Raw genomic sequence first — 14,503 nt, 5'->3', positions numbered from 1 at the left:
GCCTCGATCGCCACGTCCACCTCCTCAGGCCACCCGGAGTCGTCGGGATCATCGGCCCGCACGACCGTGCCGGCCCCGGCGATCCGCGCGTACTCCAGCGCCTCGGGCAGCAGATCCGTGACAGTCACCCGCACCGCCCCCGCCGCCTTCGCCGCCGAGACCACGAGACACCCGATGGGCCCGGCCCCGGTCACCAGGACGTGACGCCCGGCCACCTCCCCGGCCCGCCGCACCGCGTGCAGAGCGACGGACAACGGCTCGGCGAGCGCGGCCCGCTGCAGCTCCAGACCCTCCGGCAACGCCCGCAACTGCTCGCAGGGCACCACCACTTGCGCCGCGAATCCCCCCTGCACATGCGGAAAGCGCGCGGCGCTTCCCAGATACCGCGTGTCCCGGCAGACGTTCCGCCGACCGCCCGAGCACTCCGGACACACCCCGCACGGCGTCGCCGGATGCACCGCGACAGCGGCACCCGGTGCCGGCCCCGACGCGCCGGCACCGTACCCGACCACCGTCCCGACGACCTCGTGCCCGAGCACCATCGGCTCCCGGAGCCGGAAGTCCCCCACCCCGCCGTGCCGCCAGTAGTGCAGATCGGACCCGCACACCCCGCCGTACCGCACGGCGACCAGCGCCTGCCCCGGCCCGGGCTCGGGAACCGGCAACTCCGCCACGCGCAGGTCACCCTGACCGTGGATCACACAACCCAGCATCACAGCCTCCCGGCAGGTGGTCACAACACGCTCGTCATACCGCCGTCGACATACAGCACCTGCCCGCTGACGAAGTCGGCCGCGGGAGAGGCGAGGAACAGCACCCCGCCCACCAGATCCTGGGTGCGGCCCCAGCGGCCGGCCGGGGTGCGCCGCCGCACCCAGGCACTGAACTCCTCGTCCTCGACCAGCGGCCGCGTCAGCTCCGTCTCGATGTAGCCCGGGCCGAGCCCGTTGACCTGCACCCCGCTCGGACCCCAGTCCGCGCACATGCCCTTGGTGAGCATCTTCAGCGCGCCCTTGGTGGCGGCGTACGGCGCGATCCCGGGCCGTACCACCTCGCTCTGCAACGAGCAGATGTTGATGATCTTGCCGTGGCCGCGTTCCGTCATCCGGCGCGCGGCCTCCCGGCCGACCAGGAAGGCACTGGTCAGGTTGGTGTTCAGGATCCGGTGCCAGTCGGAGTCGGTGAACTCCAGCAGCGGCGCGCGCAGTTGCATGCCCGCGTTGTTGACGAGGATGTCGAGCGGGCCCACCCGCTCCTCGACGTCCGCGATCCCGTCCGCCACGGACGATCCGTCGGTCACATCGAACGCCGCCGTGTGCACCCGGTCGCCGGGCAGCCCGGCCGCGGCCTCGGCGAGCCGGTCCTTGTCGCGCCCGTTCAGGACGACCGCGCAGCCGGCCTCCGCCAGACCACGGGCGAGCGCGAGTCCGATGCCCCGGCTGGAACCGGTCACCAGGGCCGCGCGGCCGCTGATGTCGAAGAGGGGGTGAGCCGTCATGGCCGTGGCACTCCTAGATCACGAGGGACAACAGCAGGACGATGCCGCCGGCGACCACCGAGATGATCGTCTCCATGACCGACCAGGTCTTGATGTTCTGGCCGACACTCAGCCCGAAGTACTCCTTCACCATCCAGAACCCGGCGTCGTTGACATGGCTGAAGAACAGCGAGCCGGCGCCGATGGCGAGGACCAGCAGGGCCGCGTGCGTGGTCGACATGTCGGCCGCGAGCGGGGCGACCAGACCGGCCGCCGAGACCGTCGCCACCGTCGCCGAACCGGTCGCCAGCCGGATCGCCACCGCGATCAGCCAGGCCAGCAGCAGCGCGGGAATCGACCAGTCCTTGGAGATGTCCAGGACCATCTGGCCCACCCCGGTGTCGATCAGCGTCTGCTTGAAGCCTCCGCCCGCGCCGACGATCAGCAGGATGCCCGCGATCGGGCCGAGGCTCTTCTCGACGAGCGGCGAGATCCGCTCCTTGGAGAACCCGGCGGGCCGCAGCAGCGTGAAGATGCCGACCAGCACCGAGGCGAGCAGGGCGATCATCGGGGCGCCGATGACGTCGAAGACGCGCTGGACCAGGTTCTCCGGGTCGTCGATGACGATGTCCACCAGCGCCTTGGCCAGCATCAGGATCACCGGCAGCAGCACCGTGAACAGCGTGGCGCCAAAACCGGGACGCTTCTCCAGGTCCTCCGAAGCACGCTGCGGAATCATGCGGTCCGGGGCGGGGACGTCCACCCAGCGGGCCGCGTACCGCGAGAACAGCGGGCCGGCGATGATCACCGTGGGTATGGCGACGAGGACACCGAGGGCCAGCGTCACGCCGAGGTCGGCCTTGACCGCGTCGATCGCGACCAGCGGACCGGGGTGCGGCGGCACGAGGCCGTGCATCACGGACAGGCCCGCGAGCGCCGGGATGCCGATCCGCATCAGCGAGTAGTTGCCGCGCTTGGCGACCATCAGCACCACCGGGATCAGCAGCACGATGCCGACCTCGAAGAACAGCGGCAGCCCGATCACCGAGGCGATGAGCACCATCGCCCACGGCATCGACCGCCCGCCGGCCTTCGCGAGGATGGTGTCGACGATCTGGTCGGCGCCCCCGGAGTCGGCGAGCATCTTGCCGAGGATCGCACCGAGGGCGATCAGCACGCCGACGCCGGCGACCGTGGTGCCGAGGCCGGTGCTGAAGCTGGTGAGGACCTTGTCCAGTGGTGCCCCGGCGATCGCGCCGAGCGCCAGCGACCCGATGGTCAGCGCCAGGAACGCGTGCAGCTTGGACTTGGTGATGAGCAGGACGATGACGGCGATGCCCGCCAGGACGGCGATGCCCAGCTGAGCGTGGCCGGCCGAGGTGATCGGCTCGGGTGCGTCCGCTGCCAGCATCTCGACGCTGAGTCTGGTCACGGGTGGGTTCCCTTGCGTTGGAGGGGACTGGGGGAGGGGGACCAGCAGGAGTTACCGGACGGGCTCGGGGAGGTCTTCCAGGGCGAGCGCCGCCCGCTCGGTGATCTCCTCCGGGCTGCCCGAGACGTTCACGTCGACCCCGGCCTCGTCCGCTTGGAGCGGCTGGAGTGTGGCGAACTGGGAGTCGAGCAGCGCCGTGGGCATGAAGTGCCCCTGCCGGTGCGACATCCGGTCCTCGATGAGCGCGCGGTCACCCGTGAGGTGCACGAAGACCACGCCGGGCGCGGCGGCCCGCAGCCGGTCGCGGTACGACCGCTTCAGCGCGGAGCAGCTGACCACTCCGCCGAGCCCGGCCCGCCCGTGCGCCCACGCGCCGATGGCGTCCAGCCAGGGCCGGCGGTCCTCGTCGGTGAGCGGGGTACCGGCCGACATCTTGGCGATGTTGGCCTGCGGGTGGAAGTCGTCGCCCTCGGCGTACGGAACGCCGAGCCGGGCCGCGAGCAGGGGACCGATGGTGGTCTTGCCGGTGCCGGCGACGCCCATGACCACGACGACATGGGGGGTGTTCATCGCTGCCTCACTGTCTGCTGTCTCCGTCGACACGTGATGTCGACGCAACTGAAACCCATTAGGTACGACGAATTCAAGGGTCCGTGACGAATAAGTCTGACTTTTTGTCTCCGTGATCTACCCCGTACGCTGAGTGCATGAGCACACCGGGCCGGGGGCTGCACGGCCACGTACTGGACACCCTCGGCCCCGAGATCACGGCCGGCGAGTACCCGCCGGGCAGTGTCCTGCGGACCGACGAGCTCGCCCAGCGCTTCGACGTGTCACGCTCGGTGATGCGCGAGGCGGTCCGCGTCCTGGAGTCCATGCACCTGGTCGAGTCCCGCCGCCGCGTGGGCGTGACCGTGCGCCCGATGTCGGAGTGGAACGTCTACGACCCGCAGGTCATCCGCTGGCGCCTGGCCGGCAAGGACCGCGCCCGGCAGCTGCGCTCCCTCACGGTCCTGCGCTCGGCGATCGAACCGGTCGCCGCGGGCCTCGCGGCCCGGCACGCCACGTCCCAGCAGTGCGCCGAACTCACCGAGTGCGCCCTCGGCATGGTCGCCAACTCACGCGGTCACAAGCTGGAGGAGTACCTCGTCCACGACATGGCCTTCCACCGCGTCATCCTGGACGCCTCCGGCAACGAGATGTTCGCCCGCCTCGGCGACGTCGTCGCCGAGGTCCTGGCCGGCCGCACGCACCACGACGTGATGTTCGAGGACCCCGACCCGGCCGCCGTCACCCTGCACGTCCAGGTCGCCGAGGCGGTCCGCGCGGGCGACGCGGTCCGCGCGGAGGAACTGACCCGCGAGATCACCGTCGGCGCCCTCCAGGAACTCGACATCCTGGCGCCGTAGCGGCGGCTACGGCAGAAACTCACCGTCGACGTACACCCAGGCCCCGTCGACCCGCTCGAACCGGCTCCGCTCGTGCAGCGAGCCGCCCCGGTACGACGCCCGGAACTCCACGGTCCCGCCGGAGTGGAACGCCGACCCGTCACTCGTGTCCAGGATCTCCAGCCCGGTCCACCGCGTCCGCGGATCCAGCTCCAGCGTCCCGGGCCGCGTCCGCGGATGCCACGTCCGCAGCAGATACCCGGCGTCCCCCTTCACGAAGGCGCAGTACCGCGACCGCATCAGCGCCTCGGCGGTCGGCGCGGCGGCGGAGCCGGAGTGGTAACGCCCACAGCAGTCGCCGTAGGCCACCAGGAGGCCGCACGGGCAGGAACGCGTACTCATACCGGTCATTGTCCTAGACAGCCGCACCCGTCCCGGACGAGGGCAGTGGCGGCAGTGCCGTCCCGTACACCCACGCGTCGAACAGCTCGTCCAGCGACTCGTCCGCGAACCGCGCCACGTGCGCGGTGAAGGCCGCCGTCGTCACCGCCCCGCCCCGGTGCAGCCCGGCCCACCCGCGCAGCATGCGGAAGAAGGCGTCGTCGCCCAGGGCGCACCGCACCGCGTGCAGGGTGAGCCCGCCGCGCTGGTAGAGGCGGTCGTCGAACATCGACTTCCGCCCCGGATCGGCGAGCCGGAGGTCCTGCGGCAGCGCGGACAGCGACCGGTGTGCGGCGGCGGCCAGTTGCCGGGCGCCGCGGCCTCCCGAGCGCTCCGACCACAGCCACTCGGCGTACTTCGCGAAACCCTCGTTCAGCCAGATCTGCCGCCAGTCGGCGATGGACACGCTGTTGCCGAACCACTGGTGCGCCAGCTCGTGCGCGACCAGCCGCTCCGAACCCCGCGCCCCGTCCACATGGTTGGACCCGAACAGCGACAACCCCTGCGCCTCGACGGGGACGTCGAGTTCCTCCTCGGTCACGACGACCGCGTACTCGTCGAACGGGTACGGCCCGAACAATTCCTGGAACAGCTCCATCATCGCGGGCTGCCGCGCGAAGTCCCGTGAGAACCGGGGGAGCAGGTGCGCCGGAATGTGCCCGTGCTGAGGCACCCCGCCCGGGCCCGGGTCGCCCAGCAGTACGGTCTGGTACTTCCCGATCGACAGCCCCACCAGGTAGCTGGAGGTCGGCGCCGCCTGCTCGTACACCCAGGTGGTCGTCGAGGCCTTCGTCGTGCGGGTGAGCAGGCGTCCCCCGGCCACCACCGCGTAGGCCGACGGCGTCGTGACCGAGATCTGGTACGAGGCCTTGTCGGCGGGCCGGTCGTTGCACGGGTACCACGACGGCGCCCCGACCGGCTGGCTCGCCACCAGCGCCCCGTCCTCCAACTCCTCCCAGCCGAGGCCGCCCCAGGGGCTGCTCACCGGCCGGGGGTTCCCCGACCACTGCACCTCGACGGTGAACGCGGCACCGGCGCGCAGCGGCTTCGCGGGGCGGACGCGCAACTTGCCGCCCCGGTGCGTGTAGTGCGCCGCACGGCCGTCGACCCTCACCCGGCCCACCCGGAAATCCGCGAGATTCAGCTGGAACTCGGTGAGCTGGCCACGGCCCGCGATGGCGTTGATCCGCGCCGTTCCCGACAGCCGGTTCGGCGCGGGGCGGTAGTCCAGCGTGAGCTCGTACCGATGCACCCGGTACCGGAAGTCACCGTTGCCCGGGAAGTACGGGTCCTGACCCACTGACTGCTGAACCGCCACTGTTGCGTCCGCTCCCTGCACTGCGCTCGTATGACGTCCATCGGCCCCCGGCCCCGCGGAGGTCCCGCCTAGCGACGCCATGCCTCGATCGGGTTGCCCAGCCAGCGCGTGTCGTCGGGCACGGACTCCGCGGCCATCACCAAAGACGCCGGACCCAACGTGGTGCGGGCCCCCACGGTGCTGCCGGGCAGGACGATTCCGCCCGGGCCCAGAGTGGCGCCCTCACGGAGGACCACAGTATCCGTCCGCAAGATCCGGTCGTGGAAGAGGTGGGTCTGGAGCACACAGCCCCGGTTCACGGTCGCCGCGTCCCCGAGCGTCACCAGGTCCGTCTCCGGCAGCCAGTAGCTGTCGACCCACACACCCCGGCCGATGTGCGCACCGAGCCCGCGCAGCCACGCCGACATCAGCGGTGTGCCCCGCACCGCACCGGCCAGCCACGGCACGGCCAGCACCTCGACGAAGGTGTCCGCCAGCTCGTTGCGCCAYACGAAGGAGCTCCACAAGGGGTGCTCACCGGCGCGATGCCGTCCCACGAGCAGCCACTTCGCCGCGATCGAGACGAGCCCCGCCGCGCAGCCCGCGCCGAGCAGCACCAGACCGGACAGCAGGGGGGCCCACCCGCCCAGCGCGCACAGCGCCGCCGCCGTCCCCACCGCCAGCGCCGCCGAGCAGAACACCGGCAGGATCCGGCAGAGTTCCACCAGCCCGCGCGCCCACAGCAGCCGCGCCGGCGGGTCGTAGGTCCGGCTCTGGTCGCCGCCCGACGCGGCACGCGGCAGCCGCACCGGCGGCAGTCCCAGATACGAGCTGCCCTTCTTGGCCTTCTTCGGCGTCGCCGACAGCACACCCACCAGTCCACCGTCCGGCACGCTCCGCCCCGGCGCGGTCATCCCCGAGTTGCCGAGAAAGGCCCGCCGGCCGATCTCCGCGCGCCCGACCCGCAGCCAGCCACCGCCGAGCTCGTACGGCGCGGTCAGCGTGTCGTCCGCCAGGAACGCGCCCTCGCCGACCGTGGTCAGGCTGGGCAGGGCCAGCACGGTGGACACCTCGGCCCGCCGCCCGATCCGCATCCCGAGCAGCCGCAGCCACACCGGCGTGACCAGCCCCGCGTACAGCGGGAACAGCATGTCCCGCGACCGGTCCATCAGCTGTGTCACGGTCCAGGCCTGCCAGCCCACTCGGCTGTGCGTGGCGTGCGTGCCCTCCCGCAGCCCCAGGCTCAGCAGCCGTACGGCGGCCACGAGCAGCAGCGCGTACGCCAGCCCGAACGCGAGCGTCGCCGGCACCAGCGCGACGACGGCACTGCGCAGGGCCGCACCGAACCCGGCGTGCGGACCGACGAACAGCCCCGCCACCAGCAGCGCGGCAGCAGCCGAGACCACCGGCAACGCGGTCAGCGCGAAACCCGTCACGCCGTACATCACCCGCCAGTACGCGCCCCGCCCGGGCAGCTCCTTGGGCCAGTTGCGCTTGGCCCGGCCCAGCTTGACCGCGGGCGCGCCCGCCCACCGCTGCCCGGTGGGAATCTGCCCGGTGACCGCCGAACCGGGTGCCACCTCGGCCCGCTTGCCCACCCGCGCGCCCGGGAAGAGCATGCTGCGCGTGCCGACGACGGCGTGCGCGCCCACCTTCACCGGCCCGATCTCCAGCCGGTCGCCGTCCAGCCAGTATCCGGACAGGTCCACCTCGGACTCGACGGCCGCGCCCCGGCCCAGCTTGAGCATGCCGGTGACCGGCGGCAGCGAGTGCAGGTCCACGTCCTGCCCCACCTTGGCGCCCAGCGCTCGCGCGTACCGTTCGAGCCAGGACCCGGTCAGCGAGGTCGCCCCGCTGAACTCGGCCAGCCGCTCGGCCGTCCACAGCCGCAGATGGACGTTCCCGCCGCGCGGGTACCGGCCCGGCCGCACCCCCCGCAGCAGCCAGCGTGCCCCGCCCGCGGCGAGCGCGAGGCGCCCGGGCGGGCTGAACAGCAGCACGGCACCGGCCGCGACGAGCCACCAGGGCGCCGTCGGCAGCCAGGAGTAGGCGGGCAGCACGTTCCCGAGCGCGGCGAGCACCACGGTCCAGCGCAGCCCGAGCAGCGTGAAAAGTGGAACCAGCACCAGGAGCTGGACGAGCTGGGCACGCCTGGGCACCGGCGCCACGACCCGCCGGACCCCGTCGTCCTGCGCCGACTCCTCCAGATGCCGGGCCAGTTTCCGCAGGACGGGCCGCTGGTAGACGTCGAGGACGGCGGCGCTCGGATAGCGCGTGCGCAGCCTCGTCGTCAGCTGGGCGGCGGCCAGACTGCCCCCACCGATCACGAAGAAGTCGTCGGAGGCCGACGTGACCGGAATGCCGAGGACGTCCGTCCACTGCTCGGCGAGCCAGGCCTCGGTGCCGTACAGGCGCTCGGCCGGGCCGCCCGTCTCCAGTCCGTCCAGCGGCCAGGGCAGCGCGTCCCGGTCCACCTTGCCCGACGTACGGGTCGGCAGCTCGTCGACCGGCGCGAGCAACGGCACCAGAGCCGCGGGCAGTTCGGCGCGCAGCCGCTCGACGGCCGCCGCGTGGTCCCAGCCGTCCTGGGTGACGACGTAGCCGACGAGGAGCTGGTTGCCGCTGCGGGCCGTCCGCACCGCGGCGGCGGCGCCGGCCGTCCCGGGCAGCGCCTGAAGCGCCGCGTCCACCTCACCGAGCTCGATACGGCGCCCACCGAGCTTGATCTGCTCGTCGGCCCGCCCGAGGAAGACCAGCCCCTCCGGCTCGGCCCGCACCAGGTCACCGCTGCGGTACGCCCGCTCCCAGCCCAGCGACCGAAGCGGCGCGTACTTCTCCGCGTCCTTCTCGGCGTCGAGATACCGGGCGAGTCCGACCCCGCCGATCACCAGCTGTCCACTGCCGCCCATCGGCACGGGCTCCCCGGCCTCGTCCACGACGGCCAGGTCCCAGCCGTCCAGCGGCAGTCCGATCCGGATCGGCTCCTCGCCGCTCATCAGCGACGCGCACGCCACGACGGTCGCCTCGGTCGGCCCGTAGGTGTTCCACACCTCGCGGCCCTCGGTCACCAGACGCTGCGCCAGCTCGGGAGGGCACGCCTCCCCGCCGAAGATCAGCAGGCGTACGTCGTTGAGCGTCTCCGGCTCCCACAACGCCGCCAGCGTCGGCACGGTGGACACGACGGTGATCTCCTGCTCGACCAGCCAGAGCCCGAGGTCGGCACCGCTCCTGACCTGCGAGCGCGGCACCGGCACCAGACAGGCGCCGTACCGCCACGCCAGCCACATCTCCTCACAGGACGCGTCGAACGCGACGGACAACCCCGCCATGACCCGGTCACCGGGCCCGATCGGCTCGTCGGTCAGGAACAGGGCGGCCTCCGCGTCCACGAAGGCCGCGGCGCTGCGGTGGCTGACGGCCACGCCCTTGGGCTTCCCGGTGGAACCGGAGGTGAAGATGATCCACGCGTCGTGCCCGGCACCGGGCCGGGCGGCGGCATGACCGGCGGCACCGCCGGCAGTCAGCTCGTGACCGGCCCCGATGACCACCCGCACCCCGGCCTCGCCGAACACCAGATCGGCCCGCTCGTCGGGGTCCTCGGCGTCCACGGGCACGTACGCGGCACCGGCGGCCAGCACCGCGAGGATCGCCACGTACAGGTCGTTGGTGCCCGACGGGACCCGGACACCGACGCGATCCCCGAGCCCGACGTCCGCGGCGGCCAACCGCTGCCGCAGGTGCTCCACCTCGACCGCCAGCGCGCGGTAGGTGAGCAGCCGGTGGCCGTCGTCGAGCGCGGGCTCGTCGGGGTACGAACGTACGGACGCCTCGAAGATGTCGACCAGGGTGCGGGGGGAGGCCGCGGGACCGGCGGAGAAACGGGCCACGTCGCTCGGAGCTGTGCTCAACTCCCGGTCCAGCACGGTGAGGTCAGGGCTTTCGTGCAGGGCGGCCATCGGATCCTCGAGTCTCGAACCCGGTCATCCGGGGCGCCGGTGGGCCCGCAGGTCTGCCTGGGGATGTTCCGTTCCGGTGCGAACAAGCCCAATACTCTAGTGGTCGGGTGACTTCGCCCTGTCATGTCCGCCACTGGGAGGCAAACGGGAGACGCCCCGGAGCCCGGCGCCCCGGCTCCCACCTGTGCTTCTCCCGGCCTGGCGAGATGTCGCCCACATTTCCCCCGGCCGCCCCCGAAGAGCGTCGAAGGCACCGGACTTGAGGGGAGACCTCCCTCCCCGGTAACGACGAAAAGCCCCTCGACGAGAGGGGCTTTTCGATCTGTGTCCGAGGGGGGACTTGAACCCCCACGCCCGATAAAGGGCACTAGCACCTCAAGCTAGCGCGTCTGCCATTCCGCCACCCGGACAAGGTGTCTGTCGCGCGGGTTCTCCCCGTGGCGACGACGTAAACATTACCAGGCTCTCCGGGGTGACCGATCACCCCCCGCCCGCACCCCGCCGGGCGTGAACGGCGTGTGACGGGCCGGGACCGGTCTTGGGGTGCGGGCCGGGGAGAGGGAGGATGAGGGGGACCCACCAGCAGTGACACCGGGAGGAAGCACGTGAGCGAGACGGACACGGCCAGGAACGTCACCGGCGAGGACGAGGTCGTGGACCTCTGCCGCGAGCTGATCCAGATCGACACCAGCAACTACGGCGACCACTCGGGTCCGGGCGAGCGCAAGGCGGCGGAGTACGTCGCCGAGAAGCTCGCCGAGGTGGGGCTCGAACCGCAGATCTTCGAGTCGCACCCGGGCCGCGCCTCCACGGTGGCCCGGATCGAGGGCGAGGACCGCTCCCGGCCCGCGCTCCTCATCCACGGCCACACCGACGTCGTACCCGCCAACGCGGACGACTGGACCCACCACCCCTTCGCCGGCGAGATCGCCGACGGCTGCGTGTGGGGCCGCGGTGCCGTCGACATGAAGGACATGGACGCGATGACCCTCGCGGTCGTCCGGGACCGGATGCGCAGCGGGCGCAAGCCCCCGCGCGACATCGTCCTCGCGTTCCTCGCGGACGAGGAGGCGGGCGGCACGTACGGGGCCCGCTACCTCGTCGACCACCACCGGGACCTCTTCGAGGGCGTCACCGAGGCGATCAGTGAGGTGGGCGGATTCTCGTTCACCGTGAGCGAGGAGCGGCGGCTGTACCTGATCCAGACGGCCGAGAAGGGCATGCACTGGATGAAGCTCACCGTGGCCGGCACGGCCGGGCACGGGTCGATGATCCACCGGGACAACGCGATCACCGAGCTGTCGGAGGCCGTCGCGCGGCTGGGGCGGCACAAGTTCCCCGTGCGGGTCACCAAGACCACCCGCGCCTTCCTCGACGAGCTCGGTGACGCGTTCGGCACCGAACTCGACCCGGAGGATATGGAGTCGACCCTCGCGAAGCTGGGTGGCATCGCCAAGCTCATCGGCGCGACCCTGAGCAACACGGCCAATCCCACGCAGCTCGGTGCCGGCTACAAGGTCAACGTCATCCCGGGCGAGGCGACCGCCCACGTCGACGGCCGCTTCCTGCCCGGGTTCGAGGAGGAGTTCCTCGCCGACCTCGACCGCATCCTCGGCCCCAAGGTGCGGCGCGAGGACGTCCACGCCGACAAGGCCGTCGAGACCACCTTCGACGGGGCGCTCGTGGAGGCGATGCAGTCCTCGCTGCTGGCCGAGGACCCGACCGCCAAGGCGATCCCCTACATGCTCTCCGGCGGGACGGACGCGAAGTCCTTCGACGACCTGGGCATCCGGGGCTTCGGCTTCGCGCCGCTGAAGCTGCCGCCCGAGCTGGACTTCGCCGGCATGTTCCACGGCGTGGACGAGCGGGTGCCGGTGGAGGGGCTGCAGTTCGGCGTGCGGGTGCTCGACCGTTTCATCGACGCGTCCTGAAACCGCCGCTGCGAAACACCGCTATTCGGCCGGGTGTGCGAGATCGACTGGGAAGGGTGAATGCGACCATAAGCTCGTAGCCTCATTACTCCCTCTTCGTTACAGGTAATGCGATCGCAAGATAGGTCGCTTTGCCAACTAGGAGGAATAATGATCAAGAAGGTCGTCGCTGCTGCGGCTGCCACCGGTGGGCTGGTTCTCGCGGGCGCGGGCCTCGCCGTCGCCGACTCGGGTGCGCAGGGTGCCGCCGTGCACTCCCCGGGTGTCGTGTCCGGCAACGTCATTCAGGTGCCCGTTCACGTCCCGGTGAACGTCTGCGGCAACACGGTCTCCGTGATCGGGCTGCTGAACCCCGCCTTCGGCAACACCTGCGTCAACAAGTGACGCTTCCCCTTTGCTGAGGGGAGTCCAAAGCCATCGGTCCCGGAGCGCGTGCCATGCGCTCCGGGACCGAACGCTTCTTTCGAGGAATTCGAGAAGAATTCGAGCCAGGTCGAAGGCAGGTATTCAGGAATGCGACAGGTCACCCGCAAGGGTCTGATGACCGTGGCGGCCGCGACCGGCGTGATCGCCGCCGCGGGCGGCTCCGCTCACGCCGACTCGGGCGCACAGGGCTCCAGTTCCGGCTCTCCCGGCGTGCTGTCCGGGAACTCGGTGCAGGCGCCGGTGCACGCGCCGGTCAACGTGTGCGGGAACACGGTCAACGTGATCGGTGTCCTCAACCCGTCGGTGGGCAACTCGTGCGCCAACCAGGGCGGTGGATCGTCGTCGGGGGGATACGGCGATTCAGGCGGCAACGGCGGTTCGCACGCCGGCGGCCATGCCAGTGACTCGCCCGGCGTCGGCTCGGGCAACCACGTCCAGGCGCCGATCCACGCGCCGGTGAACGTCTGCGGCAACACCGTCGACGTCGTCGGCGTGGGCAACTCCAGCACGGGCAATGACTGCGCGAACGGCGGCTCCGGCGGGCACCACGGCAACCCGCCCGGAGGCGGCAACGAGAACCCGGGACAGCCGGGTGATCCCGGCAACCCTGGCAACCCGGGTAATCCAGGCAACCCGGGTGACCCCGGAAACCCGGGCAACCCCGGGAACCCGGGTGACCCCGGGAACCCGGGTGACCCCGGGAACCCGGGCAACCCCGGGAACCCGGGTGACCCCGGAAACCCGGGCAACCCCGGGAACCCGGGTGACCCCGGAAACCCGGGCAACCCCGGCGATCCGGGCGATCCCGGGAACCCGGGCGGCCCGGGCAGCCCCGGCAACCCGGGTGACCCGGGCGACGCCGGAACCCCGGGCACGCCGCCCGGCGCGTACACCGAGACGCCGGGCGGCTCCTCGCACGGCAACAACCCGGGCAGCCAGTTCGTCACCCAGCCCAAGGGCGACGCCCAGCTCGCCAGCACCGGCAGCGACCTGCCGCTCGGCCTCGCCCTGTCGGCCGGCGCGGGCGCACTGCTCGCGGGCTCGATCCTCTACCGCAAGGCGCGCACCTCGGCCTGACAGCCCCGGAAAGGCCTGACAGCCCCGATAGGCCTGACAGCCCCGGAAAACGGAGCGGGCCCCGCCGATGCGGGGCCCGCTCCCGTGTGTGCCTTCTCCCAGTGCCCCGTCTCAGCTCACCACGTGGCCCGCACCTGACGGATGATCCGCCGGCGCAACCGCACCTTGCGGCTGCCGTCGCGCAGCAGGCTCAGACGGTGCAACTCCCAGTGTCCGTACTCGGCATGGTCCGTCAGCAGACGTGCCGTCTCCTTGCGGGAGACCCCGCGCGGTACGTACACGTCGACAAATTCGTATTCCGGCATCGCATCTATTGTGCGGGCTGGGGCCTGGTACGGATAGCGTCTGCACTATGTCTGATGCTGCGCAGCCCACCGCTGCCGAGGTACGCGCCGCCGCCGAGGCGGTCAAGACCGCGCTCGACCGCCACCTGGCCGCGGTCGAACGCAGGTCGGGGGAGGACGACCCGGCCGTCTACGAGGCGTTCAACCAGCTGGCCGCGGCCGCAGAGGTGTACGACGAACTGCTCTACGACCGTTACGACGAGGTCACACCCTTCGAGATCCCCGGTACGGAGGACGCGCTGCCCCCGTACACCGGGCCCGAGGAACCGAACGCGCTGAGCGTACTGATCCGCCGCGACTACGCGGTGGCGGAGCCGCAGCGGCTGCTCGCGCAGGCGCAGCGGATCGAGTCCGCGGAGGGCGAGGACGGCCCGGCCGCCTCCGGGACGATCCATGGTGCGCTCGGCCTCCTCTTCGGCGAGTTCGAACCCGACGAGATCGCCTCCCGGCACAAGGAGTTCGGTCTGGAGGAGGGCGACTCCACACTCTGGGTGACGGCTGCCGAGGAACCGGCCGACCCCGGCGAGTGGCTGGAGGCGCCGTTCGAGCAGGTCGATCCGCAGAGCGTGGTCTGCCGCTTCGACGTCAGTGCCGTGTTCGACGACGAGATCGGCGTCGACGACGACGATGACGCGGAAGAGCTGGAGGAGGACCTCGACACCGATCTGGACGAGGACGAGGACCTGGAGCCGCTGGACGCGGACCGCCGCTGAGCGCACGCGTCAGCCACCCGA

The 14,503-nt window shown here is 71.5% G+C and carries 13 protein-coding genes and 1 tRNA gene; 5 read left to right on the top strand and 9 right to left on the bottom strand.

Features of this window, described 5'->3' with window-relative positions; all coding sequences use genetic code 11:
* The 4 genes from CA983_RS07670 to CA983_RS07655 form a co-directional block, all read right to left on the bottom strand.
* Positions 1 to 713, bottom strand: a 713-nt coding sequence (locus CA983_RS07670) for an alcohol dehydrogenase catalytic domain-containing protein (RefSeq protein ID WP_086600112.1), incomplete at its 3' end; no start/stop codon positions are given.
* A gap of 20 nt (positions 714 to 733) precedes the next feature.
* The gene (locus CA983_RS07665) at positions 734 to 1,498 is read right to left on the bottom strand and encodes an SDR family oxidoreductase (RefSeq protein WP_086600110.1); all 765 of its coding nucleotides are present in this window, start codon (positions 1,496 to 1,498) and stop codon (positions 734 to 736) included.
* A gap of 13 nt (positions 1,499 to 1,511) precedes the next feature.
* Positions 1,512 to 2,909, bottom strand: coding sequence for a GntP family permease (locus CA983_RS07660; protein ID WP_086600109.1), 1,398 nt, complete (start codon positions 2,907 to 2,909; stop codon positions 1,512 to 1,514).
* Positions 2,910 to 2,960: 51 nt separating this feature from the next.
* Positions 2,961 to 3,479 (bottom strand): gluconokinase, encoded by a 519-nt coding sequence (locus tag CA983_RS07655; RefSeq protein ID WP_086600108.1) that lies wholly within the window; start codon positions 3,477 to 3,479, stop codon positions 2,961 to 2,963.
* Positions 3,480 to 3,616: 137 nt separating this feature from the next.
* On the opposite strand from CA983_RS07655, the gene CA983_RS07650 reads away from it, so the two are divergent.
* Positions 3,617 to 4,318: a FadR/GntR family transcriptional regulator gene (locus CA983_RS07650; RefSeq protein WP_086600107.1), complete on the top strand. Its 702-nt coding sequence runs from the start codon at positions 3,617 to 3,619 to the stop codon at positions 4,316 to 4,318.
* Between the two features lie 6 nt (positions 4,319 to 4,324).
* Here the strand turns inward: CA983_RS07650 and CA983_RS07645 are convergent, their stop codons facing one another.
* From CA983_RS07645 to CA983_RS07630, 4 genes are all read right to left on the bottom strand, one after another.
* Positions 4,325 to 4,699 (bottom strand): YchJ family protein, encoded by a 375-nt coding sequence (locus CA983_RS07645; protein WP_086600106.1) that lies wholly within the window; start codon positions 4,697 to 4,699, stop codon positions 4,325 to 4,327.
* Positions 4,700 to 4,712: 13 nt separating this feature from the next.
* Positions 4,713 to 6,056: a M1 family metallopeptidase gene (locus CA983_RS07640; RefSeq protein WP_086600105.1), complete on the bottom strand. Its 1,344-nt coding sequence runs from the start codon at positions 6,054 to 6,056 to the stop codon at positions 4,713 to 4,715.
* A gap of 68 nt (positions 6,057 to 6,124) precedes the next feature.
* The gene (locus tag CA983_RS07635; RefSeq protein WP_086600104.1) at positions 6,125 to 9,991 is read right to left on the bottom strand and encodes a Pls/PosA family non-ribosomal peptide synthetase; all 3,867 of its coding nucleotides are present in this window, start codon (positions 9,989 to 9,991) and stop codon (positions 6,125 to 6,127) included.
* 325 nt (positions 9,992 to 10,316) lie between these two features.
* A tRNA-Leu gene (locus CA983_RS07630) sits at positions 10,317 to 10,401 on the bottom strand.
* 195 nt (positions 10,402 to 10,596) lie between these two features.
* On the opposite strand from CA983_RS07630, the gene CA983_RS07625 reads away from it, so the two are divergent.
* The 3 genes from CA983_RS07625 (at position 10,597) to CA983_RS47115 (ending at position 13,425) form a co-directional block, all read left to right on the top strand.
* A complete protein-coding gene (locus tag CA983_RS07625) occupies positions 10,597 to 11,922 on the top strand; it encodes a M20/M25/M40 family metallo-hydrolase (RefSeq protein WP_086600103.1) in 1,326 nt (441 codons plus the stop codon).
* Positions 11,923 to 12,072: 150 nt separating this feature from the next.
* The gene (chpH, locus tag CA983_RS07620; RefSeq protein ID WP_086563975.1) at positions 12,073 to 12,306 is read left to right on the top strand and encodes a chaplin ChpH; all 234 of its coding nucleotides are present in this window, start codon (positions 12,073 to 12,075) and stop codon (positions 12,304 to 12,306) included.
* A gap of 129 nt (positions 12,307 to 12,435) precedes the next feature.
* The gene (locus CA983_RS47115) at positions 12,436 to 13,425 is read left to right on the top strand and encodes a chaplin (RefSeq protein WP_086600102.1); all 990 of its coding nucleotides are present in this window, start codon (positions 12,436 to 12,438) and stop codon (positions 13,423 to 13,425) included.
* Between the two features lie 116 nt (positions 13,426 to 13,541).
* Here CA983_RS47115 and CA983_RS07610 read toward each other — a convergent pair whose 3' ends face one another.
* Complete coding sequence (locus CA983_RS07610) at positions 13,542 to 13,730, bottom strand: DUF5703 family protein (protein ID WP_010045410.1); 189 nt, start codon at positions 13,728 to 13,730, stop codon at positions 13,542 to 13,544.
* Positions 13,731 to 13,777: 47 nt separating this feature from the next.
* Here CA983_RS07610 and CA983_RS07605 point away from each other — a divergent pair, with 47 nt between their 5' ends.
* Positions 13,778 to 14,482, top strand: a complete 705-nt coding sequence (locus CA983_RS07605; protein ID WP_086600101.1) for a hypothetical protein — start codon at positions 13,778 to 13,780, stop codon at positions 14,480 to 14,482.
* Positions 14,483 to 14,503 lie beyond the last annotated feature (21 nt).

This window comes from Streptomyces swartbergensis (assembly GCF_002148965.1).
Lineage (GTDB): Bacteria > Actinomycetota > Actinomycetes > Streptomycetales > Streptomycetaceae > Streptomyces > Streptomyces swartbergensis.
Note: the sequence above shows the minus strand (reverse complement) of the source record. Positions and strands in the feature narration are given on the sequence as shown.